The organism is Acutalibacter intestini (assembly GCF_034334985.1).
Classification (GTDB): Bacteria; Bacillota; Clostridia; order Oscillospirales; family Acutalibacteraceae; genus Acutalibacter; species Acutalibacter intestini.
In genome coordinates this window covers 214343-239587 of record NZ_JAWXXL010000001.1, presented here as the reverse complement: position 1 = coordinate 239587, position 25245 = coordinate 214343, and the positions used below count along the sequence as shown (strand labels likewise).

The following is a 25245-nucleotide window of genomic DNA, read 5'->3' as shown; positions in this document are numbered from 1 at the left end:
TACTATTTGGGAGGTTTTTTATGGTAACCGCAGGCGATTTTAGAAACGGCGTAACCTTTGAGATGGACGGCGCTGTGTACTCTATCATCGAGTTTCAGCATGTAAAGCCCGGCAAGGGCGCCGCTTTTGTGCGCACCAAGATCCGCAACGTGATCTCTGGCGCCGTGACAGAGCGCACTTTTAACCCCAACGACAAGTTCCCCACCGCTTTTATTGAGCGTAAGGACATGCAGTATCTGTACAGCGACGGCGACCTGTACTACTTTATGGACACCGAGAGCTACGAGCAGATTCCCATCAATGGCAATGTTCTCGCAGACAACTTCAAGTTTGTCAAGGAAAACATGGAGTGCAAGGTGTTGTCCTACAAGGGCAACGTGTTTGGGGTGGAGCCCCCCAACTTTGTGGAGCTGGAGATTACCAAGACCGAGCCCGGCATTAAGGGCGATACGGCCACCAACACCCTGAAGCCCGCCACGGTGGAAACCGGCGCGGAAATCCGCGTACCGCTGTTTATCAACGAGGGAGAGCGCATTCGCATTGATACCCGTACTGGAGAGTATATGGAAAGAGCATAATTTAATAAAATCTTTGATTTTATTAAATTAGCTCCCAAGTTCCGCTTTCGGTCCCAAGGACCGAATTCCGCTGGCGCGGAACCGCGAACTTTTCGAGCCTGGGGCTTTGCCTGTTTAGCTCCCAAGTTCCGCTTTCGGTCCCAAGGACCGAATTCCGCTGGCGCGGAACCGCGAACTTTTCGAGCCTGGGGCTTTGCCTGTTTAGCTCCCAAGTTCCGCTTGCGGTCCCAAGGACCGAATTCCGCTGGCGCGGAACCGCGAACTTATTTCTGGCCCCTCTTTATGAAGTGTTCCAAATTCTTTAAGAAGGGATTATACCAAGAAAGGAATATCATCTTATGAGTGCTATGACCAATTCCCAGCGCGCGTCCTACATCCGTGGCCTGATGGACGGCTTGGAGCTGGACCCTGCTGACAAGAACACAAAGATCTTTAACGCCATGGTGGAGCTTCTGGAGGACCTAAGCACCTCTGTGGAAGAGCTGGAGGACCAGTACGACGCCTTTTCCCAGCAACTGGACGAGGTGGACGAGGACCTGGGAACTTTAGAAGCGGAGTACTATGGTCTGGATGAGGACGACTGCGGCTGCGGCTGTGGCTGCCACCACCATGACGGGGCGGACCCGGAGTTTGAGGTGACCTGCCCCAGCTGCGGAGACACCATTGAGCTGACCGACGACCTGCTGGCCGAGGGCTCTATTGTCTGCCCTGGCTGCGGCGAGACCCTGGAGTTTGACCTCGACGAAGAAGAGGACGAGGATGAAGAGGCCCCCAGCGAGGACAAATAAGCATTGCGAAAAAGTAAAGGAGCTGCGCCCACACGGCGCGGCTCCTTTTTATGCTCTTAAGGCCACCCTGGGTCCATGGAGAAGCAGGGCAGGCTTGGGGGGTGGCGTCCCCGCGTATACTATACCTCCCGGGATCTTTCCCCAGGCACTTACATCCAAAATTTTTACGGCCTGCGCTCTGGCAGAATGTCCTTCTGGTCCACGCTATGGGCCACCAGACCCTTGCCGTCGGGGGAATTGTCCGGAACTGCCAGGTTCAAAATAATGCCTACAATAATTCCCAGGCCAATATTGGAAAAGCTGAATGTGGCGTTTCCAATCACCGCTCCGCCAATGGCCAATACCAGCATCACGGCGGCAATGCAGAGGTTGCGGTTTTTGGTAAAGTCCACGTGGTTCTCCACCAGCGTGCGCAGGCCCACCGAAGCGATCATGCCGTACAGCACAATGCAGGCCCCGCCCAGCACGCAGCTGGGCACTGACTGGATGACCCCAATGCCTTTGCCGAAAAAACTGACCAGAATGGCGATAAGGGCCGCCACCCGCAGGGAAGCGGGGTTATAGTTGCCAGTGGCCGCCAGCACGGCGGTGTTCTCGCTGTAGGTGGTGTTGGGCGGTCCACCCACAAAGCCCGCAAACACGGTGGCCAGGCCATCGCCCATCAGGGTGCGGTGCAGGCCGGGCTTTTCGGTAAACCGCTTATTCACCACCGCGCCGTTGGCATACACATCGCCTACATGCTCTACGCAGGTGACAATGGCGATGGGTGCGATCATGCCCACGGCCGTGATATTAAAGCTGGGAAGCACAAAGTGGGGGGCCTGTATCCAGCCATAGGAGCCAATGACGCTGGTGTCCATCAGGGCGGCGGGGGCCAGGCCCGTCTTAGTAACAATCAGCGTTAGCACATAGCCGGAAACCAGGGCAATGACAATGGAGGACATCTTTACCATGCCCTTTCCGCAGCTGGAAAGCACCACGGCCAGCAGGCACACCACCCCGGCCAGCACCCACGCCCACACATAGGCGGACATATCATATCCTTCGCCAAATATCGCCAGGGCGCCGCCATCGGGGCCATACTGGGTTTGAATATTATTGATCGCGGAGGAAGCCAGGTTTAGGCCAATGAGCGTGATGCCCACCCCCCGCACCACCGGGGGGAAGAGCTTGTCTATCAACCCCTTGCCGAACACCTTGATCACCAGGGCCAGGATAAGGTAAAACACCCCCGAGGCAATGATGCCCCCCATGGCCGCGGCCACCTGTTCGTCCCTGGTGGCGCCAAAGGCCGTGTTTCCGACGACCCCGCACAGGGCGGAGATAAAGGCAAAGGAGCTGCCCAAAAAGGTGGGCATCCGTCCGCCGGTGCACAGGTGGAAAATAATGGTTCCGCAGCCGGCGCAGAACAGGGCCACGCCCACGTCCAGCCCTGTGAGCAGAGGCACCAAAATGGTGGCACAGCTCATGGCAAAAGCGTGCTGAAAGCCCAGTGCCAGGCTCTTCTTTACGCCCAGCTTTTCATATTCCGCCGCACAGGGGAACAGAAAGCCATTGATCTTTTTGAAAAATCCCAAACTTACCAGCCTCCTCAAATTTTTTCCCCGCAAAAAACATAAAAATAGCGGCCCAAGGCCGGAGAAAAAAGGATTCCGGCGGCCTGGACCGCGCCTGAAGGCTGGGACGCGGGAGCCCAGCCCCACGCGCGTTCGGCGTATTATACCACTTGGAAAGAAAAATGTCAATGGGGAATTTTTTAGGCGTCCCTGTTCACAGATTCCCCCTTTCTTTTTTGGGGGGAAGGTTGTATAATAGTGCTGTAGATGACGGAACCTTTGGGGAGGGACAGACCCTTGGCAAGACGCAGACAAAAGCAATATCTTATTGGCAATACCAGCCGCTCCGGCCTGGGCCTGGGGCGGCGCAGCATGTTTGTTTCCCAAGAAAAGCAGGCCCAGCACCAGGCTGCCCGCCGGCTGAAAATATGGTCCCGGGTGGTGGCTGCCACCCTGATTTTGGCCCTGGTGGGGCTGGCGGCGTTTTTTATCCGGTTCTATCTGCTGCCCTATTTCCATCAAGAAATTTTCTCTGGCCAGAGCCAGAACGGCGACCCCAACGCCTCTATGGAGCCCTTGCCGGACTATGACGACATGGGCCTGCCCGCCTATGAAAACTCCATCAGCCTGTTTCTCATCAATGAAAACAACCCGGCGGACCCGGAATATGAGCCAAAGCTGGCCCAGATAGAAAACATTATGGTGGATGCGCACATCGTGGACGCCCTGCGGCAAATGACCGCCGCGGCGGAAGAAGACGGCTATGTGTTGATTTTTAGCGAGGGATATGTCTCTTATGAAGAACAGGGCAAGCGCTTTCAGGCCAAGGTAGAGGAGCTGATGGAGGGAGACGAACCCCTTAGTGCCGTGATGGCCAAAACCACTGCCCGGACTATTGTCCCTATGGCCGGGGAAAGCGACTTTCAAACCGGCATGTGCCTGCGGCTGGCAGTGGATAAGGAGAGCTTTGAGCAGTCCAAGTCTTACATCTGGCTAAAAGCCAACATGGGCCGGTATGGCTTTGTGTTCCGCTATCCCCAAGGCAAAGACGACTATACCGGCATCTCCCCCGACCCCACTGTGCTGCGCTATGTGGGCGGCGCCAACGCGGCGTCTATGCAGCAGCGCTCGATGTGTTTAGAGGAGTATATTGACTATTTGGACCTGTAGTGTAAAAACGCGCGCCGTGGCTCCTTCCTTTTCGGGAGGGGCCGCCCTTTGCGGCGACAGGCCCTCCGGCGGCCGCTCCACAACAGGTCTTGACTTTCCCCTGCCGGAATAATATAATAAGAAAACTTAAGGCAAGGAGTGTTTTTCAATGGGCCTTCTTGAGCTCTTCATCCTGGCCGTAGGCCTTTCTATGGACGCTTTCGCTGTGGCGGTCTGCAAGGGTCTGGCTCTTAAAAAGACGGGCCCCAGGCACATGGTGCTGGTGGGCCTTTGGTTTGGCGGTTTTCAGGCCCTGATGCCTGTTCTGGGCTACCTGGTGGGCGTGCAGTTTAAAGAGGCTATTACCGCGATTGACCACTGGATCGCCTTTGGCCTGCTGGCTGTCATTGGCGGAAACATGGTCCGCGAGGCCCTCTCCGGCCAGGAGGAAAAGGAGGACGCGTCCTTATCCCCTAAAAATATGCTGCTCTTGGCCCTGGCCACCAGCATTGACGCGCTGGCGGTGGGGGTGGGCTTTGCCTTTTTGGATGTAAACATTGGCGCCGCGGCGGGCTTTATTGGCGCGGTCACCTTTCTGCTCTCTGGGGCGGGGGTCAAGGTGGGCAGTGTATTTGGCGCACGATACAAGAGCCGGGCCGAGCTGGCCGGGGGCGTGATTCTTATCCTTCTGGGCACAAAAATTCTGCTGGAGCACCTGGGGCTGCTGCCCTTTTAGGAGGAAAAATCTATGGAGCTTTGGGATCTATATACTGCCAACAGGGCCCCTCTGGGCCGCACCCACCGGCGGGGGGAGCCCCTGCCCCCAGGGGGCTTTCACCTGGTGGTCCATGTGTGGCTGCGGGATAGCGGGGGCCGGTACCTGCTTAGCCAGCGGGCGGCGGACCGCCCTACTTTTCCGCTGATGTGGGAGACCACCGGCGGCTCGGTGCTGGCCGGAGAGGACAGTTTGGCCGGGGCCCTGCGGGAGGCCTGGGAAGAGCTGGGCGTACGCCTGGACCCGGAAAAGGGCCGGGTGGTGCTTAGCCAGGTCCGAGACTGGGTGGATGGCCGGCGGTTTGGAGACATTCTGGACGTGTGGCAGTTTGAATACAGCGGAGAGGCCCACCTGGAGGAGGCCGACGGCGAGGTGAAGCAAGCCCAGTGGCTAAGCCTGGAGGAAGCACGGGCGCTGTACCGTTCTGGTCAGATGGTGGGCACCCTGGGGTACTTCTTCACCCCTGGCAAGCAAGAGCTTTTCGCCCCTGGGCCTTGAGGAAGGGCCTCACGCCTTGACCCTGGGGACAAGCTGTGGTATAATGTGTTCTAACGAACACAAAGAGAAGTCCTGAAGCGTGAAACGCTTCTCTTTTGCGTTGCAAAAGCACCGGCCTTCTCCAATCGGATTTATGGCATAATGTGTTTTGACAAACACAGGGAGAAGGCCTTAGCACAGGACTTCCCCAAGCGGATTTTTATGCTATAATACTTCGCGGAAGTAAGGTAATTTGCTAAGTAAGCCATTTTGCATAGGAGGAGTTTATGGGACTGTTCGATCAAAAAAAGCATCTCCTGGTGCTCTTCGGCTCTCCCAACAGCCATGGGAACACCCGCATGCTGCTGGAGAGTTTTTTGGATGTTTTTAAGGAGCAAAAGGGCTGGGCCATTGACGAAATAGATACATATGTCCTGAACGCCCACCCCTGCACTGGCTGCCGGGCCTGCGCCAAAAAAGAGGGCTGCCAGTTCAGCGACCTGGACGGTTTTGACAAAGCCCTGCGCCGGGCGGACCTGCTGGTGGTGGCTTCGCCGGTGTATAACGACTCCTTCCCCGCCCCCCTCAAGGCCGTGCTGGACCGCACCCAGCGGTATTTTGAGGCCCGGTTTTCTCTTGGGATGCGCACGCCCATTAAGAAGCGGCGGCAGGCCGTTCTTTTGCTGGCCATGGGCCAGGAGGAGGACTTTCCGGTGGAGGTAACCGTACACCAACTGGAGCGTGCCTTCAGCGTAATGAATACCCAGCTATGCGGCTGCGCGGTGTGGGGCGGCACAGACCGCGGCAGGCAGAACCAGGGCCCCGCCCAGCAAAAAGCCCGGGCCCTAGCCCTTGAAATGCTGGGGCAGATATGATATGATAAGAGAGGCTGGGGCCCCATTCCCTGGTTTATTCCAAAGTAACTGGCGGCCAGTGGCTTCTGTCGGCGGCCGCCCTGCACAGGCCCCGGCCATTGGTAGGGCCCGTGGCTAAAAACTTGGCAAAACAACAAATATTATAAATAATATAAAGTAAGGCGGTTTTACTATGTCTGGACATTCAAAATGGAACAACATTAAACGGAAAAAGGAAAAGGCCGACGGCGCAAAGGCCAAGATCTTCACTAAGATTGGCCGTGAGCTGGCCGTGGCTGTGAAAGAGGGCGGCAGCCCGGACCCCGCGGCAAACTCACGGCTCAAGGACTGCATTGCCAAAGCCAAGGCGGCCAATGTGCCCAACGACAACATTGAACGCATTATTAAGCGCGCCGCAGGCGAGGGCAGCGGGGACAACTATGAAAACGTTACCTACGAGGGCTACGGCCCCTGCGGCGTAGCGGTGATTGTGGAGGCCCTGACGGACAACCGCAACCGTACCGCTGCCGACGTGCGCCATGCCTTTGACAAATTTGGCGGAAACCTGGGCACCACAGGCTGCGTTAGCTTTATGTTCAAAGAGAAGGGCGTGATTGTGATAGAGCGGGAGGACCAGGATGAGGACACGGTGATGGCCGACGCCCTGGAGGCAGGCGCTTCCGACTTCGCGGCGGACGAGGACGTGTTTGAGATCTCCACCGAGCCCAGCGACTTCAGTGGGGTGCGGGAGGACCTGGAGAAGAAGGGCTACCAGTTTGTCTCTGCCGAAGTGGAGATGGTGCCCGATACCTACACAGCCATTGCGGACGAAGAAACCGTTATTAAGATGCAGAAGATGCTGGACCTTTTGGAGGACAACGACGACGTGCAGAATGTCTGGCACAACTGGGACGCCCCCGAGGACCAGGAGTAAAGCCCCCCTGGCCACCCACTAAAATGAAAAGCCCCGAGAGCCTGTGGCAAGACCACGGTGCCCTTGGGGCTTTTGTTATGGAAAAAATCATCGCTGGGGGATGCTGGGGGGCGATGATTTTTCTCGCTGGACAAGGAGATTTTTCAAGGAACCCGACGCGGCATGACGCGAAAAGGAGGGGACAGGCAGCGTTCCAGGGGTTGCGAATGCAGGTTCTTAGTCCAGCCGCTCCCCTTCATTGGTATAGCACTCGCTGAACCGCCCCGCAAAGGCAGGGGGCTCCTGGTGGGCGTACAGGTGGGAGATGTCCCCAAAGGAGCTCATGCGAAAGTAGGCATAGCCCTGGCGGCGCTCTTCAGTCACCACCGTGGTCACAGAAGTGGGGGCGGCCATTGTTCCATGCCACAGCAGCATGGGCGGTATGTTCAATAGGCGGCTTAGCATCACGCATTCTACGCCGAAATGGCAGAAAAACACCAGGGTATCGTTATTGGGCCGTACCGCCCGGTACAGCTGGCCCTCCCGCCGGTACCCGCGGCGTTCCAGCAGCTGGTCCAGGTTCTCTATTACCCACTGGTATTGCTCCGCCACGCTGCCCGCCGCCATATTCTCCTGGGCCAGCCATTGGTCTTGCTGATAAAACCTGGGATCCGGCGTCCAGTCTGTGGGAAGCCAGTCCCAACAAATGGACTCCTTATCCCCTCTGTCCGGGCGGCGGATCATGCCCCGGAATTCCCGCAGCCAGGGGCATTCTTCCGCGGTGCGGTCCAGCCTCTTCAGGGTCAGGCTGGCGGTGTCCTTGGCCCTGCCCAAAGGGGAACAGTAGTAAGCGGCGGCAGGGGCTTTCTCCAGCCGCTGGGCCAAAAATTCCGCCTCACGCCAGCCTTTTTCCGTCAGGGAATCTATGGAGTAATCCGGGTCGCCGTGGCGCACAATCAATAGTTTCACACTTACATCGTCCTTTCTCTTTTTCTGTTGATTATTATACACCCTAATGTGGCAAAAGGCAAATTTTCAGCGGGGATTTCCCGCGCGCCTGGCGCATCCTTTCAACGCTTTGGCCCGGAGTCCTTGACCTGGAAAAGACCTCCTTTCGCCGAAAAACACTGGCTTTTTGCACTAAGAATTCTGGAAGGACGCCGGCTTTTCTTGGTTTTTTCTCGAATCGATCTGGTTTTTGATGAAAAGCCTAAATTTTCTCCTAGGGCCTGTTTGAAACATGGAAAACGCCGTCTTTTTAGCCAGAAGCGGCCCTCTTCCGCGTCGAAAATCCTCGTAATACCGCAAGGATTCCTTGCGGTTTTCTCCTGGAAGCTGACCTCTTCGGGGCAAAAATCCGTCATTTCCTCTATGTTCCAACAAGCCCTAACCATTTGATTCCGATCAATATTTTTTCCAGAAATACCTTGACAGCCGAAGTATCATGTGATATAGTATCCACAGAAAGGAGGGAGTGCCATGTCCATTGCGTCGGACGTGATCAGAGGCCATACCGATACCATTATCTTGGCCCAGCTGATGCAGGGCGACAGCTATGGCTATAAAATCAACCGGGCTATTCAGGAAAAAACCGGCGGCCAGTATGAGCTAAAGGAGGCCACCCTATACACCGCTTTCCGGCGGCTGGAGCAGATGGGGTGCATCGCCTCGTACTGGGGCGATGAAAATACCGGGGCCCGCCGCCGGTACTACTCCATCACCCCAGCCGGGGTGGAGGCCTATTACCGCATGGCCGCCGAGTGGGAACAGAGCAAGCAGCTGCTTCAGCAGCTTATTACCCCATAGAAATTTATTTTGGACGAATACGGGGCTTTCGGGGCAAAGGCCGCCCCTTTAGCAAGACCGTGGGACTCTGTCCCACCCCCTGCCAGGGAACAAGTTCCCTGGACCCATTCTCGCTTCGCGTTCCGTTCATGCTGCCTGATTCTATATTTTAAAAAGGAGACTTCTTCAATGGAATACAAGATCCGCGAGTACATGGACCAGCTTTTTGAAAGCGCCCCCCACACCCAGCGGGCCTATGAGCTGAAAATTGAGCTGACCCAAAACCTCATCGAAAAATACTATAATCTGGTCAACGAGGGAAAATCCCCAGAGGAGGCCTACAACCTAACCGTTATGAGCATTGGCGACGTGCGGGAGCTCTTTGCCCAGCTGGAGGACGACGAAAACGGCCGGCCCGTGCCCCCGCCTGTGTACTACCCCCAGCCCCAGCCAGACCACCGGCGGGCCCTGGTGCGGGCCGCGGCTGTGATGCTGTTTGTACTTAGCGTGGTGCCGTCCATCATTATGTGCGAGTTTTTTGGCGGCGCTTTCCTTTTTATGGGGGCCATCGGTATGTTTTTGATGATTGCCCTGGGCGCCGGCCTTTTGGTCTACGACCACTTTACCCACCCGAAAACGGTACAGCCCGTCCCTGGCAGCGTGGTAGAGGACTTTCGCCAGTGGCAGCAGGGGAAAGTGCGGAAAAAGCACTGGCGCGCCGCCTTTAATGGGGCTTTCTGGCCTCTGGTGGTAGCTTTCTACTTCCTGGTAAGCTTTGGCACTGGCAAATGGTACATCACCTGGGTGATCTTCCTCATTGCTCCGGCGGTATGCGTTGTGGTCAACACTGTTTTGGGCGCTGTGAACCGCAAGGACCTATAAGGAGGGCATCAACGTGAAGAAATCACAAATTTTCACCATCGTGGCCTGTTCCGCGGCGGCGCTGCTCCTTACCGGCGTACTGGCCGTGGGGCTTTCCACAGACAGCTTCTCCCTGGGAGACCCGAACCCCCAGAAAGCCAAAACCCACCGCCGCCAGGTAGACTTCCATTTGGAAGAGAGCCCGGTGGAAAGCCTGGACATTTACTGGGTGGATGGAAAAGTGGAAATCACCCAGAGCCCAGACAGCCAGATCCATATTATCGAATCTTCCGAAAAGGAGCTGGCGCCAGAGGACCAGATGGAGGCCACGGTTTCTGGCGGCACCTTGAACATAAAGTGGGACGGACAATGGTATAATAAGTTTACCAAATGGATCAGTTTTGGCTGGTTTCAGTATGGGGGCAAAGAGCTTACCGTACAGCTGCCCCCCGCTGTGGCGGCTGAGCTGGACGCCCTGAAGGTATCTACTACCGCGGGGGACGTGGACCTGAACATCCCCTGCCAGACAGAAGAGGCCTCTTTCTCCACCACCAGCGGCCAGCTGCGCCTGCCCGGCCTGACCGTGGCGGAGGCGCTTTCCATCAGCAGTGTTTCTGGCAATATTATTTTGGAAACCGCCCAGTGCCAGACCCTGCACGTGTCTACTACCAGTGGCCAGCTGGCCCTGAACCAGCTGGCGGCAGAGGAAGCGGATATCTCCAGCACCTCTGGCGACTGCGGCTATACAGGCACCGCCGGGGACCTGCACATGAACACGGTATCCGGCTGTATGCAGGCAGGGCTGACAGCCTGTCCGGAAAAAGCGGAGATGAGCTCAGTTTCTGGGCATCTGACCTTAGCCCTGCCGGAAAACCCAGGCTTCACGGTGGAATATTCCACGGTGTCCGGGGCTTTTAGCAGTGATTTCCCTGTTACCCACCTGGGCAAGGAACACCACATGAGCTATGGCAACGGTCAGGGGGTGCTGAATTTTCACACAACCTCGGGGGATATCTTCATTGAAAAAGGGGCATAAGCTATTTTGAGGGTTAAAAAGAGTTTCTCCGTCTTTTTTGAGCAGCCGTGTGGCCGCATCCTTAAAAACTGACAAAACCCGATTTTTTCCAGTGGGTTTTCTGTGGAATATTTCTTAGGAAAAAAGCACGGTCTGTGAGATCGTGCTTTTTTCTTGCTCCATGCTTTATTTTCTTGGTCTTAGGCGGTATCTGCCCTAGCCTTCGCCATAACCCTCTTTTGGGCCCGCCTTATAATTTTGCCACCGTTCCAATCAGGGCGTCCAGCTCCGCCTTTGTGGTAAACACCGAGGGAGACACCCGCACCGTTCCGGTCTCCAATGTGCCCATCTTTTGGTGGGCCGCTGGGGCGCAGTGCAGCCCGCACCGCACCGCGATGCCCGCCTGGGCCAGCCGCTTCCCCGCATCCTCGCTCTGCATTCCCTCTATATTAAAGGAGAGTACCGGCATGGCAGGCTGAATATACATCTTTACCCGAGACAGCTTTGTCAACCGGCTGTACAAATAGGTGACCTTGCTCATCTCTTCGCTGTAAATTCGCTGTATCCCCCGGCCTTTCACAAACTCCATTCCCGCCCGCAGGGCCACAATGCCCGGCACATTTTGGGTCCCGGGCTCATAGCGCTCCGGCGGATCATCAGGCTGCGCGAAGTTGCGAGACAGGGTCCCTGTTCCCCCTTCCACCAGAGTGGCCAACTTGTCCTGTGGGTCGCGGAAAATTAACAGCCCGGTGCCCATCAGTCCGTACAGTCCTTTGTGGCCCGCACAGCACAGGTAGTCAATGCCGCTTTCCGACAGGTTGATCTCCACCACCCCTGCGGACTGGGCCGCATCTACACAAATTTTGGCCCCATACTGGTGGCAAAGCGCCGCCAGCCGCTCCACCGGCACCCGCACCCCGAACACGTTGGAGGCCTGGGTGCATACCAGCAGCTTGGTGTTTGGGCGCATGGCCTTACGGAACGCGTCCAAGGTCCCGTCGTTGTCCCCAGGGACCACAGCGGCCTGGGTGTAAGACACGCCTTTCTCCGCCAATGCAACCAGGGGCCGCATCACCGCGTTGTGCTCTATGTCAGAGACCACCACGTGGTCGCCAGGGGCCAGCAGGCCTTTCATTACCAGGTTCAGGGCCTGGGTGCAGCTGGGCTGAAACACCACACACTCGGGCCCGGCCGCCCCAAAAAGCTCTGCCGCGCGGGCCCGGCAGTCATACACCGCCTGGCCTGTGCGCACGCTCATGGGAAAGCCCCCCCGGCCTGGGTTTGCCCCCAGTTCTGAAAGAGCCTGGGCCGAAGCCTGGCGCACTGCCAGGGGCTTGGGGTAGGTGGTTGCGCTATTGTCCAAATAGATCATTCGCTGACGATTCATCGGATTCACCGGCCCTCATCCCGTTCTGCCCGGCCCAGTATTTTTATATGGTTCTCCCGCAAAATTTGTTCCGCCTCATCCGCTCCATAAGGAACGTACACCCCATATCCGCAGCCAGAGGCCGCCGTGGGGGGAATGCGCTCTACATAGGCTTTGACGCCCCGTTTGAAGAGGATATCCCGGCTCTTCATGGCATAGGTGACAGAGCTTACCAATATCAAGGGCTTGCCCAACAAAAGGACCACTTCCTTTCCGCAAACGCGAACATGGTGTTTTTCGCGGCCAACTGCCGCTACCCCATCTTATGCGCCTGTCCAAAAAAGGTGAAAAGCACCGGCCCCAAACCGGGACCGGCGCTTTTCGTTTCAACATGCACCTAAAATTTTATGGACCATACCATTTATGGCCGTTATTTATCCTGCTCGTCAGCGAATTCGCTGGGGAAGATAAATCCGTATGTGTTATGGAAATAATTTTCATGGCTGTGGAACGCCTCGGCGTAGTTGCCGAAGAAGAAGATCTTGCACTCTGCCACTCTTCGCCATAGCAGCCCAGACACGTGCTGGCCGCCGGCCACATTCCAGTTCAAATACTCATGGGCCAGGGCGGTTGAATCCGCATAGGCCAAGTCATGCTCCAGGGTGTCGTCGTTCAAGCTTACCAGGCTGGCGGCGATCCAACCCGTTTTGCCATCATAGCGGATCTTATACCAGACCTCCTGCTGCATATCATTGCGTTTAACCTCCACGTCGACCACGTCCACGCCAGCGCCCTTTGGCACCACGCCGGCCCGTCCGCTATCCACGCTGGGGGAATTATACAGCACCCCGGCGAAAATATTTAGCACGCCCCGGTAGGGGTTGCTCTCGCTGGCGTTGGGGGGCACTACCGTGTTGGGAATCAGATAATTGGCAAAGTCTGCGGTGTTTAGGTTCCCGGGCCCCAGGTTGTACGTAAAGCTCACCAGGGCGTCGAACTGGGCTTGGCTCATTTTCAGGTTATACTTGGTCCGGTAGTTCTCCACCGCCGTGGCAAAGCTGCCCCGGTTTACGGTGTTGATCAGGAAGGACTTGGCTTCCTCCACCGTCATGTTATTATAGAACGTGCTGTTCACCGGCACCACATAGCCATAGCCCACTGTGGGGTTCTTCGCCACAAGATAGTCGTCCTCCACCTCTGGCACATAGCCCTCAAAGTTAGCGATGACCTCAATGATGGCTTGGCTGGCCCGGCGGCTGTCATAGGTGGTACGGGTCACGTCGCCGTTGTCCGCGCCTACGATCTGCACCGCGAACTGGTAGTAGTCGTTGGCATAGCTGCCGCCTGTAGCCGAGTAGGCCCGCACAATGTAGTTGCCCACCGCGCCGAAGCTTACGGTACGCTTGAATACCCGCACCTGGTTGTCTGGCAGACCGTGGGAAGAGGCGCGGCTCTCGCTCTGGTAAGAGCTGGTGGTGTAGCTGCCCTTTGCCGGACCGCTGACAATTTCAAAGCGCACCTCGTCCCGGCTGGTATCTGTAATGGCGGTCAGGTCAAAGCTGGTGCCCACGGGAATCACGTTGCCCTGGCCATAGGCCGAGCGCACGGCCTGGGGAGCGGTGACCGTCACCGTGCAGGTGCCCCGGGCGTTGCCCGCCCCGTCCGAGAAGGTCAGGGTAGCGGTGCCCGGGCTCTTGCCATAGATCATGGCTCCGTGCTCCCGGCTGTTATAGGGAACCGCGTAGGCCACCACAGCCACGTTGGCGTTGCTGGTAGACCACCGCATAGTGGAAATGTCCGAGTCCACCTTAGCGTCCAGGCGCAGGCTTTGGTACTGGCTCAGGGTGACGGAGCTGGCCGACAACGTGCCGTTTTGCGAGGGCCCCGGGGGCGGCGTTACTGTGCTGCCGTCGTAGGGGTCCAGGTAATCCCCGTGGCAGTAGCCGGTTCTGCCGCTAGATGTTTTTACGCCGATCCAGGGGTACTTGGAAATATCTGTTACGGTCACCACGGCGTGATAATCCAACGCCATGATTTTTTCGTAGTTCGTCCCAGGGCCAGTGCGCAGGTTCAAGCCAGTAACGTCGTTCACCCGGCCCTGCTTACCCACCTCCAGGCCGTTGGGGGCCACGCCCCCGGGCTCATTGGTGGGAGCCGGCGTTGGGGTAGGCGTAGGTTCAGGCGTAGGCGTTGGGCTGGGCATGGGGTCGTCAGAGAGCTCCCCTGCCTCGGCAATCTCCTGATAGGCCCAGTGGCTCTTGGGCACATCCATAAACTTCTGGGTTTCGCTGCCCGCGGCAAAACCCTCGTCGTCCCGGCGGCCCAGGGCTGTGTTCACCACTTTCACCGCCTCACAGCGCTTGATCAGGTTTTTGGGCCGGAAAGTCCCATCCCCATAACCGTTCAGCCAGCCTTTTGCCGTGGCCGAGACGATATAGCGGTAGGACCAGCTATTCTCGTCGGGCATGTCGCTAAAGGCGGGCTCGCCCTCTTCCAGGGAGAAGCAGCGGCCCAAGATGGTGACAAACTCCGCTCGGGTAATGGAGCCAGCGGGCCTAAAGGTTCCGTCCGTGTAGCCTTTGATCAGGCCAATATTGGACAGGGCCACAATGGCCTCCCGGTTGGGATTGCTGTCCGGCACGTCGGAAAAGGGGTTGTTAGAGGCAGAGGGCTTTTCTTTTAGCAGATTATAGAACACTTGGGCCGTCTCGCCCCGGGTTATTGCCCGCTCCGGCTGGAAATAACCCCCGGCAAAGCCCGTTATGTACGTGTCGTGCCCGCCTAGCTTCAGCACATCCTCTGTGGAAAGAAAAGTGGCCTGCTGAGACTGTCCAGACTCGCCCTCCTGGTCCATAGGGGTCTGGCTGTCTGGCTCATCATAACCAGACTCCAGGGAATCTCCCTCGCTGGGTTCCGGTTCTACAGGCTCTTCTAAAGAAGGCTGCGCCGGGTCCCGGGCCTCTTCCGCGCCACTTTCCAGGGCGCCGCTATCTGTAGTTCCAGCCTCTGGCGGAGGCTGGTCCTCTTCCGCCATTGCTGTGACCGGGCACAAAAGCACTGCCGCAGCTAGGGCCAGAGGAAGAATCCGTTTTATAAAATATCTTGGCATAATATTCGGGTTTACCTCCGTAATAGAATGATTTGCCTGGGCCTTTCCCGGCCATTTTACAGGCACCCAAGCGTAAAGATATGTCCTTATTATAGCGTAAAAGTTACAAAATTGCAACCTTTTCTGGCTGTTTCCCTGATATTCCCAAGAACTTTCCTGTTTTTTTACCACATTTTGCGGTTGACAGAGCCCTACCCTACCCCTTATGGCACAGAAAATTTTGTCCTTATAAACAAAACGCCTAAAAATGACAGGACGCCTGCCAAAGCAGACGCCCTATCATACTCACCTAAAATGTGAATTACCCCAAAGGCAATAAAATTGCCTTTATATAATGGATACGCCTGAAAAAGCTTTTCAAGCGGCGGACAAAGCCGCTGGCTCTACCCGCTAAAATTCATTGCCTACGGCAAAGAATTCACAACCTATGCAGCCAAAAAATCGCAAGAAGAATCTTTTCGAATTTTTTTGACTATAGCGCTTCCACCAGCTGCTTGGTGTCTCGAGCGATTACAAGCTCCTCATTGGTGGGAATCACGTAAACCTCTATTTTCGAATCCGGGGTAGAGATCTTCCCCTCTTTGCCCAGCACGGTCTCGGCGTTCAGCTTCTCGTCAATCTTCACGCCTAAAAATTCTAAATATTTTCCAATCTCCCACCGGTGAGCAGACTGGTTCTCTCCCACACCGGCTGTGAACACCAAGGCGTCGCAGCCGCCCAGGGCCACCAGATAACTACCGATGAATTTGGATATTTGATACTCTAAAATATCGTGGGCCAGCTTTGCCCGGGGGTTGCCCTCTTTGCGGGCGGCGGTCACGTCCCGGTCATCACTGGAAACGCCGGAAATTCCCAGCAAACCAGACTTCTTGTTCATCAGCTGGTCCATCTCGGCAGGGCTAAGCCCCTCCTTTTCCATAATAAAGGTGACAACCGAGGGGTCCAGGGCGCCGGTGCGGCTGCCCATCATAAAGCCGTCCAGGGGGGTTAAACCCATACTGGTATCAACGCACTTGCCCCCATCCACCGCTGTGATGGAGGAGCCGTTGCCCAGGTGGCAAGTAATCATCTTAACGTCTTTGATGTCCTTGCCCATCAGCTGGGCGCAGCGGCCGCTGACATACCGGTGAGAGGTTCCGTGGGCGCCATAGCGGCGAATGGCGTATTTTTCGTAAAACTCATAGGGAACATTATACATATACGCCTTTGGCGGCATGGTGGCGTGGAAGGAGGTGTCAAAAATCACGGCCTCGGGGGTCTTTTCCCCAAACAGGTCCCGGCAGGCGCGGATGCCCTGAACATGGGCTTTGTTATGTAAAGGCGCCAGGGGAATGAGGCTTTCGATATCCGCGATCACCTTCTCGTCCACCAGGCAGGACTGGTGGAAAATCGCGCCTCCCTGCACCACCCGGTGGCCAATGGCCGCTACTTCGTCCAGGTTCTTAATCACGCCCTTTTCCGGGTCCAGCAGGGCGTCTTTCACCTGGGTAAAGGCCGCGGTGTGGTCGGGCATCGCCACCTCTTTATGCAGCTCCCGGCCATCAGCGGTTTTATGGGTAAAGATGCCCATTTCCAAGCCAATGCGCTCGCAGTTGCCCTTGCAGAGCATCTTTTCGCCGTCCATGTCAATCAGCTGGTATTTCAGCGACGAACTGCCCGCGTTGATCACAAGAATTTTCATGTTTTCTCTTTCCTTTCTCACCTATTTTATATATAATAAGTTCTGGCTGCCTATTCCTAAAAAATAAAAGGATTCGTTGACATACAGCGTGATCGGTTCAGGCGGCCCTCTGGCGTAAGAGGACCGAGAGCAGGGTTCCCATTCACAATCTGCCTTAGCTTACTAGAACAGAATGAAGTTTAAGCAGCGGCCGCCGGCTCTCTGCGCGGCGCGGGGGGGGCGGAACAGGAGCGGGGAACTTTTGCAAAGTCCTCTTCCTTTACAGACCGCAAAAAGTGTCAAGTATGTAACTTCCTTGCACATTATACTATATCAATCCCGTAAATTCAAGGAGTTTTACAGAAAATGCCTGAGAAAATCGCAATTTCCGCATTGATTTGTGAGTTCGACCCCCTTCATTTTGGCCACAGGGAAATTTTGTCCCAAATGCGGGCCGCTGGTGGGGCGGTCTGCTGCATTATGAGCGGCAATTTTGTCCAGCGGGGCGGGCCTGCCATGCTGGACAAGTGGTCCCGCGCCCGGCTGGCCCTGGAAAACGGCGCGGACCTGGTTTTCGAGCTGCCCCTGCCCTGGGCCTGCGCCGGGGCCCAGCGCTTTGCCGCGGGCGGGGTCTGTCTGGCCGGGGCTCTGGGCGCGGAGCGTCTTTATTTTGGGGCGGAAAACCCGGACCTTGCTCTGCTCTCCGCCTTAGCGGAAGCCCTGGGCTCTCCCGAGTTTTCCCTGGCCCTGGCCCGGCAAAAAGACACTGGACAAACCTTTGCCCAGCGCCGCCAGCGTGCCCTGGCTGTTCTTTTCGGAGAGGAGGCTGTAAAGCCAATATCCTTGCCAAACTGCACCTTGGGCATAGAATATCTCTATGCTATAAAGGAGCAAAACTTGTCTATACAACCTGTGGCCGTTCAACGGGTAGGCGCGGAACACCATGCCCAGGAGCTCTCTCTTTCCCCAAATGGCGGCTATTTCTCTGCCGGCCAGCTGCGGAAGCTTGCCGCCGCCGGAAAGGAGCTGGAGGGGCTGGTCCCCACCTCCACCGCCAAGGTTGTAAAGGAGTTGCGCCTTACAGGTAGATTTCCCGTGCTCCCCCAAAACCTGGAGCGCGCCCTGCTCTGCAAGCTGCGAACCATGTCAAAACAGGATTTCGCAGCCCTGCCGGACTTAAGTGAAGGCCTGGAGAACCGGCTGTACAGAGCTAGCCGCCAGGCCTGTTCAGCAGAAGAGCTTTACAGGCTTGTAAAGTGTAAACGCTATACACATTCCCGAATCCGAAGGCTGGCAACCCATGCCTTTCTGGGCGTTACCTCTAACCTACCTCAGCTGCCCCCCTATCTCCGGCTGTTGGGCATGACAGAACTGGGGCGGCAAACTTTGGGACAGGCCCGTCCCAGCCTGCCGGTGGCAACACGAGCCGCGGGCTTCTCCGCTCTTTCCCCAGAGGCTCAACAGGTCTTTGCCCTGGAGGCCGCAGCCGACGACCTTTACACCCTGGGGGCTCCCCAGCCCGGCCCGGCTGGGCGGGACTACCGGGAGAAGATTATCAAAATATAGTATATGTTATCGCAAATTACGCAATCCTTTGGGGTAGTGATTTTTCAGCCGCCCGCCACTGGCTTTGCCAAAGCCCACGGTCACTCCGTTGACACAGACCGCTGTATAGCCTTTCTCCTCACAGGGGATCTCCTGTCCCAACAGAAATGCCGCCAGTGCGGGACTTTGTGGTGTAAAGTTGATATACTTGCGGCACTCTGCCATTCCTCTGCTCATAAAGGCTCCATGGGCTGGTTCTAGGCGTTTAGGGCGAATCACGGCCAGCTCCACCCCCGCCCGCAGCACCCCCAGCCCTCTTAGTTCCGGCAAGCCTTCGGGCCGCATTAACAGCCGGTCCTTCTCTGCCAACAGCCGGGGAGGCTCCCCGGTGAACAGCCCCCTGTAAAGTTGTTCCCCTTCCCGCTCTGCCTGCCCTGGGCGCGGCAGGGTGCAATCAACTGTATGACAAGGGCTTTCCTTTACCCGCCGGAACCGGGCCACAAAGTGCCCCTCGCCCCCATCCATAGGATAGATCCGCCGGGCCAGGCCCCCGTTCCGGTCTGGGCGTCCAAAGTCCGCTGGGATCCTCTCCGGGACAAACTCTCTGTGGGCCAGCAAAAAGCGCTCTACCACTCCCTCGTTCTCCTCCTGGGAAAACGTACAGGTGGAGTACACCAGCACGCCATCCTCTTTCACCGCCTGGGCCGCGCAGTCCAAAATTCCCAGCTGCCGCCGGGCGCATGCCTCCACTCCTTGGGGGGACCACTGCTGCGCGGCCTGGGGCAGCCTGTGGAACAAGCCCTCTCCAGAGCAGGGGGCGTCTACCAGTACCCGGTGAAAATAGCCTGCCAGCGCCGGGCACAGGGACTCTGGATAACTGCTGGATACCACCGCGTTGGCCACCCCCAGCCGCTCTAGATTGGAGAGCAGCTGGCCGGTGCGGTTTCGTACCGGTTCATTGGACCAGAGCAGCCCCTGGCCCATTAACAGCCCCGCGATCTGGGTAGACTTGCCCCCCGGCGAGGCGCACAAATCCAGCACCCGCTCCCCTGGCTGGGGGTCCAGGGCTGTGACAGCCGAGGCAGCGGAGGGCTCTTGGGAGTAAAACATCCCCGCGTGGTGGGCTGGCAAAGACCCAAAGCCGCCCTCCCAATCCACCCGAAAGGACAGCGGCGAAAAGCTTGTGGGCAAAAGGGCAAAGGGCACGCTGGCCGTTAAGGTCTCTTGGCTGCACTTTATGGGGTTCCGCCGCGCCCCCCGGGCCACCGGCCCCTGATAGCCCGCTAAAAAAGCTGGGTACTCATCCCCCAGCTGCGCTTTCATCCGATCCAAAAATTCCACTGGCAGCTCCATGCCACACATCCTCCCCTTTTCAAGAGCCCAGGACACGCCCCTATCCACCCAATAGCCCCGTGGCCCCAGGCGGCCAAAAACGCCCTGGCGTCAGCCAAAAAAAAACAACAAAATGAAATTCTAAAATTTTCCCGCGCATATTCTTCCCCAGGCTGCTTACAATACTTTGCGTGGGGCGAAAACGCTCCAGCTATCCTTCACCTTTTTATAATGAAAGGAAGTCGCGATTATGAACAATCAGAATCAGCAGAACAACCACCAGAATCAGCAGAACAGCCAGAACAACCGCAGCCAGCAGAACAACAAGAACAGCAAAAACCAGAGCCAGAATAACCGCAGCCAAAACTCCAACTCCCGCAACCAGCAGGAGCAGAACGAGTACGACTACTAAGCCTTAGTTGTTTTTGGCCCCGCAGGGAGAAGCTTTTTTTCAAAAAGCCTCTGCTTGCAGGGCCTTACATAGTTATTTCTTATGGTTTTTCAAGTCCTGTATCAGCTCTTTCAAGGGCTTATCGTCCGGGCGCATGGGCTTAAAGCCCTCGCCTGTAATCTGCCCCGCGTCCCCCACTACCACAAAGGCGTTTTTGTCCTCTTCGTGGATAATGGCCTGCATGGCGTATACCTCAAACCGCCGCACCACACACAGCATCGTTTCCCCAGGCTCATTGCTATAGCCGCCCTTGCTGTCCAAATAGGTCACTGTGCGGTCCAGCTCCCCAATGATCCGCTGGCCCATTTGCCGTACCTTTGGGGACATAACAAAAAACAGCTTGCCGGTGCCCACGTCGGTACCGTACAGGACCGTATCAATAATACTGGTACTGACAAAAATGGCAATGCAGGCATACATGGCGTTCTCTATGCTGCCGAACACCACCGCCGAGGCGGCCACCACCAGCCCGTCCAAAGCCAGCATGAGCCTGCCCATAGACATTTGGGGCATCCGGCGCTCCAGCAGCCGGGCCACCATGTCGGTGCCCCCGGTGGTGGCGCCCCGCACAAAGGTAAGGGAAAGCCCCAGGCCCTCGCAGGCCCCAGAAAACACCGCCACCAAAATGGGGTTTCCGCTGTACACGGGCATAAAACCAGCGAACAGATCAATGAACAGCGAGGATACGGCAATAGCCGCCATGGTCTTAATGACCAGCTTATAGCCAATCTCCACCACAGCCCAAATAATAATGGGAATGTTGATGAGAAAGGCGACGAGGCCGATGGGGGTGCCGAACACATAGTTCAGCATGGTGGCCACACCCGTGATGCCTCCGGGGGCAATGTTATTGGGCGCGGTGAGGCCGTTCACCGTGGCGGCGTACACCGCCGAACCCGCAAGGATGAACAGGGCGTCCAGAGCAATTTCTTTTCGTTTGGCTAGCATGGGGCATTTCCTTTCTATAAAATAGCATTTGTAAAAAAGACAATATATATTATTGTGGTCAATTCGGGCCCCTCCCAGGGGGCGCTGTTTGCGCTGCGCTTTTACAGGGCTTTCTTGTACACTGGGTCGGCGTTTTTCGCCGAAATGCTTGGGTCTCTATGGTATCCCCGCTTCTCATAAAACCCCGGGGCCGTGTCCGTGGTCAGCAAAACCAGCGCCGCGCCGTTCTCCCTTAGCCAAGTCTCCGCCAGCTCCAGCAGCCGGGCCCCGTGTCCTCTTCCCCGCCGGTCCGGGTCCACCCAGAGCTCCCGGATGAATCCAGCCCGCTGGGTAAAAAACCAGCACTCCAGCTTCACTGGGCAGAACTGGATCAAGCCCGCGGCCTTATCCCCCTCCAGCAGCAGAAAGGCCCGGTTGCCCCGGCCGTCCTGGTCCATCTCTTGAAAAAGCCCTTCCCAGTCCTGTACTGAAATGCCCAGCTCTTGAAAATAAGCCCGAAAAGCCTGGCGGAAACCCGTATGAGTGAAACGTTCCACAAACAGCTCCTTTGGCTCATTCATGGGCTGCACCCCCCTCCTCCTTTTGAATGGCCGCCAAAAAAAGCTGCCGCAGCCGCTGGCCCCGGCCCATCAGGTACAGCCAGCCAAAGAGGGCCTCTAGGGCCGTGGCTCCGTGGTAGTCCGCAGGGGCGGCGTTTTTGGGCAGATGCCCCACGTGGGCGTTCCGGCCCCGCAGGGCAATGGCCTGCTCCTCTGGGTCCAGCTCTGGCCAAAGGGTCCGCAGGGCCTGGGCCTGGGCCCCGCAGTTCACCCAGGCAGCCTTACGCTGGTGGAGCTTCTTAACCGGACAGCTGCCCCCTGCCGCCAGGTATTCCCTGGCCAAAAGATCGTATACCGCGTCTCCTACAAAGGCCAGGTCCAAAGAGCTTAGGGCCTTGGGGTCCAGCCCGTTCTGTGGTAAAAGTCTTTCCAACGCACCGCCCCCTTACTCTACAAAGTCGAATTCCAGGCCATAAATGTCCACGGTGTCGCCCTCGCCGCAGCCTGCCTGCCGCAGGGCCTCAATGACGCCAGTGTGTACCAGCACCCGCTGGAAATAGGCCAGGGACTCGTTGTCGTCAAAATCCACTGTGTTCATAATCCTCTCCAGCCAGGCGGCCTCCACAGTGTATACCCCCTCTTCTTCCGTTACCTGTACCTTCCCCCGCTCCAGCTCCTCCACAGGGGCCAGCACCGGGGGATCGGGCTGATAGCGGGCAATTGGCGGTAGCTTTTGCAGCTCCGCCGTGATGGCGTCCACCAGGGCGTCCACCCGCTCGTTAATGGGTGCGATAATGGGGAAAAACCGGTAGCCCTTTGCCTCCACAAAATTTTTAAAGTCCTCCACCTGTTCCGGCTCTGCTAGGTCGCACTTGTTGCCCGCCACTAGCATGGGCCGCTGGGCCAGCTCTGGGTTGAACTTTTCCAGCTCGCCGTTGATAACGGCAAAGTCCTCCTTGGGGTCCCGGCCCTCGCTGCCCGCCACGTCTACCAAATGCACCAGCATCCGGCAGCGCTCTACATGGCGCAAAAACTGGTGGCCCAGGCCCTTTCCCTGCCAGGCCCCCTCAATAAGCCCGGGGATATCCGCCACCACAAAGGACCGCCCCTCGCCCAGGGGCACTACCCCCAGCACGGGGGTAAGGGTGGTAAAGTGGTAGTCCGCGATATTGGGCTTGGCCTGGGAGATCACCGAGATCAGGGTAGACTTGCCCACATTAGGATACCCCACCAGGCCCACGTCTGCCAGCAGCTTCAGCTCCAGCTGAACGGTAAGCTCCTGGCCGGGCTGGCCGGGCTTGGCAAACCGGGGGGTCTGCCGGGTGGGGGTGGCAAAGTGGGTGTTGCCCCAGCCGCCCCGGCCCCCTTTGGCAATGACCTTTGGCTCCTGGTCCCAAATATCCGCCAGGACCCGGCCTGTGTCTGCATCCTTTACAAGAGTCCCTTTGGGCACTCTCACAATCAGGTCCGGGGCGTTCTTCCCGGCGCAGCGCCCGCCCCGGCCGTTTTCGCCCTTTTGGGCGGTGTACTTGCGCTTGTAGCGGAAGTCCGCCAGGGTGGAAAGATTGCTGTCTGCCACAAAGACCACGCTGCCGCCCCGGCCGCCGTCGCCGCCGTCAGGGCCGCCGGCCGCCACGTACTTTTCCCGGTGGAACGCCACCGCGCCGTCGCCGCCGTCCCCGGCCTTTACGAAAATTTTTGCACTGTCAATAAACATACCGCACCTCCTAGGATTGGCTGGGAGTGTTTTTTTGATGATGGAATGACCCCCGGCGGGGAAGGGGCTTTGCCCCCTCCACCCCCACCAGGGGCCTAACGCCCCTGGACCGCGCAATGTTTCCTCCTGTTAAGTTTCGGGGTAATAGACGAATACGGGTCCCGGCGGGGAAACCGTAAAAGTTTCGTCCACCTTTTCAAAGGTGGCAGGGTCCAGAGGCAGCGCCCCTGGCCGCCGGAGGCCAAAACGTCATCAAAAAACGCCTCGCGCTCTCAACTTCCATCAATGATACTATGATCCGCCGCGGTTACCGAAATAATTTCGCAAAGCTCGTGCCGCTTCACTTTCATCAGGGCTCCAATGTCCCGGCACTCCTTCTCCGGGTCCGTGATCTTCAAGGTGACCCCAGGACTGCGCTCCCCTGGAACAACTTTGTCATAGAGATTCTTCCCGGTTTTAATGGAAACCTCATCATAGGACAGATGATAGTCCTCTATCACCCCGTCCTCCAGGGCGAGGGTCAGGTAATACCCATCCTCATTGTGGAACTTCCCGGCAATGCTGTCCACAGAAAGGGTAACTATTGTTACGCCCTCAATTCTTTTGCTTGCCGTAATAAACCATCCAACGCCAATGACAGCGCAGGTCATTACAACCGCCAGCACGGCGCCAATCGCCTTTTTCATGGCACTGTCCCTCCTTACTTTCGCGCTACAGGCCCCTTCACCACAAAAAAGCCCCTTCTCAATCGAAGAGGCTTTCTTTAGCAAGCTAAATTACTCCGCGTACACGCTGACCTTCTTGCGGTCCGCGCCCATGCGCTCAAAACGAACCTTGCCGTCCACCAGGGCGAACAGGGTGTCGTCAGAGCCCCGGCCCACGTTGGTACCGGGATGGATCTTGGTGCCGCGCTGCTTTACCAGGATGTTCCCCGCCAGCACGAACTGGCCGTCGGCGCGCTTAACCCCCAGGCGCTTAGACTCGGAGTCCCGGCCGTTCTTGGTAGAGCCCATGCCCTTTTTATGGGCAAAAAGCTGCAAATTTATTTTTAGCATAATCATTGCCATCCTTTCTTTTTAGGCTGATTTGATTGTAAATGCAGGTTCATCCTACTATACTTCCATATAGTCCACCCGAATGTGCTGTGGGTACTGGTCCTCCAGCTGGCAAAGGTGGAGCTTTAACCCCTGCAAAAGCGTCCGGCAGGCGGGCTCGTCCCTTTCCTCTATGCGAAAGAACAGGTCCCCCTCTTCCGCGCGCAGCGCCAGCGGCGTAACCGCAAGCACCTCGGTGACGGTATTCACCACCAGATAGGCGGCCGAGGACACGGCCGCGCACACAATGTCGCCGCCCTCCTCGCCCCATCCGGCGTGGCCGGCAACGCGCAGGCCCAGCAGCGATAGGGTCCCTTCCGGCGTGAGGAAGTCTATGTGGATCATCAGGCCTTAACCGCCTCAATCTGCACCTTGGTGTAGGGCTGGCGGTGGCCCATCTTGCGCTTGGCGTTCTTTTTGGGCTTATAGGTAAACACCGTGATTTTCTTGGCCTTGCCGTTCTTTACCACCTTGCCGGTTACGGTCGCGCCCTGCACATAGGGAGCGCCCACCTTGGGCTCGCCCTCGCCGAACACGGCCACCACGGGGAACTCCACCGTTTCGTTCTCGGCGGCGTCCAGCTTCTCTACGAAGATCACGTCTCCATACTGGACCTTATACTGCTTGCCGCCTGTCTCGATTACTGCAAACATTCTGGTATCCTCTTTTCAAAAAGTCTCGCTACCGCCGGGCGGCCGGTTTCCCGGCACTTATTGGCCCGCAGTATGCGGCT

27 protein-coding genes are annotated in these 25245 nt (G+C 57.2%); 12 read left to right on the top strand and 15 right to left on the bottom strand.

What is annotated here, in order from left to right; translation table 11 throughout:
* Positions 1–20 precede the first annotated feature (20 nt).
* Entirely contained in the window at positions 21–578 is a 558-nt protein-coding gene (gene efp / locus U8U68_RS01095; RefSeq protein ID WP_322199013.1) for an elongation factor P, read from the top strand.
* Positions 579–916: 338 nt separating this feature from the next.
* Complete coding sequence (locus U8U68_RS01090; RefSeq protein WP_322199012.1) at positions 917–1366, top strand: CD1247 N-terminal domain-containing protein; 450 nt, start codon at positions 917–919, stop codon at positions 1364–1366.
* 164 nt (positions 1367–1530) lie between these two features.
* Here U8U68_RS01090 and U8U68_RS01085 read toward each other — a convergent pair whose 3' ends face one another.
* A complete protein-coding gene (locus tag U8U68_RS01085) occupies positions 1531–2943 on the bottom strand; it encodes a uracil-xanthine permease family protein (protein ID WP_322199011.1) in 1413 nt (470 codons plus the stop codon).
* Between the two features lie 276 nt (positions 2944–3219).
* Between U8U68_RS01085 and U8U68_RS01080 the strand changes: the two genes are divergently transcribed.
* The 5 genes from U8U68_RS01080 (at position 3220) to U8U68_RS01060 (ending at position 7111) form a co-directional block, all read left to right on the top strand.
* A complete protein-coding gene (locus U8U68_RS01080) occupies positions 3220–4092 on the top strand; it encodes a M15 family metallopeptidase (protein ID WP_322199010.1) in 873 nt (290 codons plus the stop codon).
* A gap of 148 nt (positions 4093–4240) precedes the next feature.
* Entirely contained in the window at positions 4241–4807 is a 567-nt protein-coding gene (locus U8U68_RS01075) for a manganese efflux pump MntP (RefSeq protein WP_322199009.1), read from the top strand.
* Positions 4808–4819: 12 nt separating this feature from the next.
* Entirely contained in the window at positions 4820–5344 is a 525-nt protein-coding gene (locus tag U8U68_RS01070; RefSeq protein ID WP_322199008.1) for an NUDIX hydrolase, read from the top strand.
* A 266-nt stretch (positions 5345–5610) separates the two neighbouring features.
* Positions 5611–6198, top strand: a complete 588-nt coding sequence (locus U8U68_RS01065; RefSeq protein ID WP_322199007.1) for a flavodoxin family protein — start codon at positions 5611–5613, stop codon at positions 6196–6198.
* A 172-nt stretch (positions 6199–6370) separates the two neighbouring features.
* Entirely contained in the window at positions 6371–7111 is a 741-nt protein-coding gene (locus U8U68_RS01060; RefSeq protein ID WP_322199006.1) for a YebC/PmpR family DNA-binding transcriptional regulator, read from the top strand.
* Between the two features lie 216 nt (positions 7112–7327).
* Here U8U68_RS01060 and U8U68_RS01055 read toward each other — a convergent pair whose 3' ends face one another.
* Positions 7328–8059: a histidine phosphatase family protein gene (locus tag U8U68_RS01055; RefSeq protein ID WP_322199005.1), complete on the bottom strand. Its 732-nt coding sequence runs from the start codon at positions 8057–8059 to the stop codon at positions 7328–7330.
* Between the two features lie 510 nt (positions 8060–8569).
* Here U8U68_RS01055 and U8U68_RS01050 point away from each other — a divergent pair.
* From U8U68_RS01050 to U8U68_RS01040, 3 genes are all read left to right on the top strand, one after another.
* Positions 8570–8896 (top strand): PadR family transcriptional regulator, encoded by a 327-nt coding sequence (locus U8U68_RS01050; protein ID WP_322199004.1) that lies wholly within the window; start codon positions 8570–8572, stop codon positions 8894–8896.
* Between the two features lie 168 nt (positions 8897–9064).
* Entirely contained in the window at positions 9065–9757 is a 693-nt protein-coding gene (locus tag U8U68_RS01045) for a permease prefix domain 1-containing protein (RefSeq protein ID WP_322199003.1), read from the top strand.
* Between the two features lie 13 nt (positions 9758–9770).
* Positions 9771–10772 (top strand): DUF4097 family beta strand repeat-containing protein, encoded by a 1002-nt coding sequence (locus U8U68_RS01040; protein ID WP_322199002.1) that lies wholly within the window; start codon positions 9771–9773, stop codon positions 10770–10772.
* Positions 10773–11001: 229 nt separating this feature from the next.
* Here U8U68_RS01040 and U8U68_RS01035 read toward each other — a convergent pair whose 3' ends face one another.
* From U8U68_RS01035 to U8U68_RS01020, 4 genes are all read right to left on the bottom strand, one after another.
* The gene (locus U8U68_RS01035) at positions 11002–12138 is read right to left on the bottom strand and encodes an aminotransferase class V-fold PLP-dependent enzyme (RefSeq protein WP_322199001.1); all 1137 of its coding nucleotides are present in this window, start codon (positions 12136–12138) and stop codon (positions 11002–11004) included.
* Positions 12139–12143: 5 nt separating this feature from the next.
* A complete protein-coding gene (locus U8U68_RS01030) occupies positions 12144–12383 on the bottom strand; it encodes a putative Se/S carrier protein (protein ID WP_322199000.1) in 240 nt (79 codons plus the stop codon).
* Between the two features lie 164 nt (positions 12384–12547).
* Positions 12548–15226 (bottom strand): S-layer homology domain-containing protein, encoded by a 2679-nt coding sequence (locus tag U8U68_RS01025; protein ID WP_322198999.1) that lies wholly within the window; start codon positions 15224–15226, stop codon positions 12548–12550.
* 472 nt (positions 15227–15698) lie between these two features.
* Entirely contained in the window at positions 15699–16907 is a 1209-nt protein-coding gene (locus tag U8U68_RS01020; RefSeq protein WP_322198998.1) for an acetate/propionate family kinase, read from the bottom strand.
* Between the two features lie 345 nt (positions 16908–17252).
* On the opposite strand from U8U68_RS01020, the gene U8U68_RS01015 reads away from it, so the two are divergent.
* The gene (locus tag U8U68_RS01015) at positions 17253–18452 is read left to right on the top strand and encodes a tRNA(Met) cytidine acetate ligase (protein ID WP_322198997.1); all 1200 of its coding nucleotides are present in this window, start codon (positions 17253–17255) and stop codon (positions 18450–18452) included.
* Positions 18453–18458: 6 nt separating this feature from the next.
* Here the strand turns inward: U8U68_RS01015 and U8U68_RS01010 are convergent, their stop codons facing one another.
* Positions 18459–19784: an RsmB/NOP family class I SAM-dependent RNA methyltransferase gene (locus U8U68_RS01010; protein WP_322198996.1), complete on the bottom strand. Its 1326-nt coding sequence runs from the start codon at positions 19782–19784 to the stop codon at positions 18459–18461.
* A gap of 229 nt (positions 19785–20013) precedes the next feature.
* On the opposite strand from U8U68_RS01010, the gene U8U68_RS01005 reads away from it, so the two are divergent.
* Complete coding sequence (locus tag U8U68_RS01005) at positions 20014–20175, top strand: hypothetical protein (RefSeq protein ID WP_322198995.1); 162 nt, start codon at positions 20014–20016, stop codon at positions 20173–20175.
* 72 nt (positions 20176–20247) lie between these two features.
* Here the strand turns inward: U8U68_RS01005 and U8U68_RS01000 are convergent, their stop codons facing one another.
* From U8U68_RS01000 to rplU, 8 genes are all read right to left on the bottom strand, one after another.
* A complete protein-coding gene (locus U8U68_RS01000; RefSeq protein ID WP_322198994.1) occupies positions 20248–21162 on the bottom strand; it encodes a YitT family protein in 915 nt (304 codons plus the stop codon).
* Between the two features lie 101 nt (positions 21163–21263).
* On the bottom strand, positions 21264–21722 hold the full coding sequence (locus U8U68_RS00995; protein WP_322198993.1) for a GNAT family N-acetyltransferase: 459 nt from the start codon (positions 21720–21722) through the stop codon (positions 21264–21266).
* Entirely contained in the window at positions 21715–22134 is a 420-nt protein-coding gene (locus U8U68_RS00990) for a Mini-ribonuclease 3 (protein WP_322198992.1), read from the bottom strand. Before U8U68_RS00990 ends, U8U68_RS00995 begins: the two co-directional genes overlap by 8 nt.
* A 12-nt stretch (positions 22135–22146) precedes the next feature.
* Positions 22147–23418, bottom strand: coding sequence for a GTPase ObgE (gene obgE / locus U8U68_RS00985; protein ID WP_322198991.1), 1272 nt, complete (start codon positions 23416–23418; stop codon positions 22147–22149).
* Positions 23419–23690: 272 nt separating this feature from the next.
* The gene (locus U8U68_RS00980; protein WP_322198990.1) at positions 23691–24104 is read right to left on the bottom strand and encodes a hypothetical protein; all 414 of its coding nucleotides are present in this window, start codon (positions 24102–24104) and stop codon (positions 23691–23693) included.
* A gap of 90 nt (positions 24105–24194) precedes the next feature.
* A complete protein-coding gene (gene rpmA, locus U8U68_RS00975) occupies positions 24195–24473 on the bottom strand; it encodes a 50S ribosomal protein L27 (RefSeq protein WP_322198989.1) in 279 nt (92 codons plus the stop codon).
* Between the two features lie 57 nt (positions 24474–24530).
* Entirely contained in the window at positions 24531–24857 is a 327-nt protein-coding gene (locus tag U8U68_RS00970; RefSeq protein ID WP_322198988.1) for a ribosomal-processing cysteine protease Prp, read from the bottom strand.
* Complete coding sequence (rplU, locus tag U8U68_RS00965) at positions 24857–25165, bottom strand: 50S ribosomal protein L21 (protein ID WP_322198987.1); 309 nt, start codon at positions 25163–25165, stop codon at positions 24857–24859. The genes U8U68_RS00970 and rplU overlap by 1 nt, the downstream gene beginning before the upstream one ends.
* Positions 25166–25245 lie beyond the last annotated feature (80 nt).

What these genes read in the sequence shown, in the direction of transcription:
- U8U68_RS01000 (WP_322198994.1), bottom strand. Translation starts at nt 21,162, where the DNA reads ATGCTAGCCAAACGAAAAGAAATTGCTCTGGACGCCCTGTTCATCCTT.
- U8U68_RS01010 (WP_322198996.1), bottom strand. Translation starts at nt 19,784, where the DNA reads ATGGAGCTGCCAGTGGAATTTTTGGATCGGATGAAAGCGCAGCTGGGG.
- U8U68_RS00980 (WP_322198990.1), bottom strand. Translation starts at nt 24,104, where the DNA reads ATGAAAAAGGCGATTGGCGCCGTGCTGGCGGTTGTAATGACCTGCGCT.
- U8U68_RS01005 (WP_322198995.1), top strand. Translation starts at nt 20,014, where the DNA reads ATGAACAATCAGAATCAGCAGAACAACCACCAGAATCAGCAGAACAGC.
- U8U68_RS00995 (WP_322198993.1), bottom strand. Translation starts at nt 21,722, where the DNA reads ATGAATGAGCCAAAGGAGCTGTTTGTGGAACGTTTCACTCATACGGGT.
- efp (WP_322199013.1), top strand. Translation starts at nt 21, where the DNA reads ATGGTAACCGCAGGCGATTTTAGAAACGGCGTAACCTTTGAGATGGAC.
- U8U68_RS01065 (WP_322199007.1), top strand. Translation starts at nt 5,611, where the DNA reads ATGGGACTGTTCGATCAAAAAAAGCATCTCCTGGTGCTCTTCGGCTCT.
- U8U68_RS01075 (WP_322199009.1), top strand. Translation starts at nt 4,241, where the DNA reads ATGGGCCTTCTTGAGCTCTTCATCCTGGCCGTAGGCCTTTCTATGGAC.
- U8U68_RS01025 (WP_322198999.1), bottom strand. Translation starts at nt 15,226, where the DNA reads ATGCCAAGATATTTTATAAAACGGATTCTTCCTCTGGCCCTAGCTGCG.
- U8U68_RS01045 (WP_322199003.1), top strand. Translation starts at nt 9,065, where the DNA reads ATGGAATACAAGATCCGCGAGTACATGGACCAGCTTTTTGAAAGCGCC.
- U8U68_RS01020 (WP_322198998.1), bottom strand. Translation starts at nt 16,907, where the DNA reads ATGAAAATTCTTGTGATCAACGCGGGCAGTTCGTCGCTGAAATACCAG.
- obgE (WP_322198991.1), bottom strand. Translation starts at nt 23,418, where the DNA reads ATGTTTATTGACAGTGCAAAAATTTTCGTAAAGGCCGGGGACGGCGGC.
- U8U68_RS01035 (WP_322199001.1), bottom strand. Translation starts at nt 12,138, where the DNA reads ATGAATCGTCAGCGAATGATCTATTTGGACAATAGCGCAACCACCTAC.
- U8U68_RS01070 (WP_322199008.1), top strand. Translation starts at nt 4,820, where the DNA reads ATGGAGCTTTGGGATCTATATACTGCCAACAGGGCCCCTCTGGGCCGC.
- U8U68_RS01090 (WP_322199012.1), top strand. Translation starts at nt 917, where the DNA reads ATGAGTGCTATGACCAATTCCCAGCGCGCGTCCTACATCCGTGGCCTG.
- U8U68_RS01015 (WP_322198997.1), top strand. Translation starts at nt 17,253, where the DNA reads ATGCCTGAGAAAATCGCAATTTCCGCATTGATTTGTGAGTTCGACCCC.
- U8U68_RS00970 (WP_322198988.1), bottom strand. Translation starts at nt 24,857, where the DNA reads ATGATCCACATAGACTTCCTCACGCCGGAAGGGACCCTATCGCTGCTG.
- rpmA (WP_322198989.1), bottom strand. Translation starts at nt 24,473, where the DNA reads ATGCTAAAAATAAATTTGCAGCTTTTTGCCCATAAAAAGGGCATGGGC.
- rplU (WP_322198987.1), bottom strand. Translation starts at nt 25,165, where the DNA reads ATGTTTGCAGTAATCGAGACAGGCGGCAAGCAGTATAAGGTCCAGTAT.
- U8U68_RS01060 (WP_322199006.1), top strand. Translation starts at nt 6,371, where the DNA reads ATGTCTGGACATTCAAAATGGAACAACATTAAACGGAAAAAGGAAAAG.
- U8U68_RS01050 (WP_322199004.1), top strand. Translation starts at nt 8,570, where the DNA reads ATGTCCATTGCGTCGGACGTGATCAGAGGCCATACCGATACCATTATC.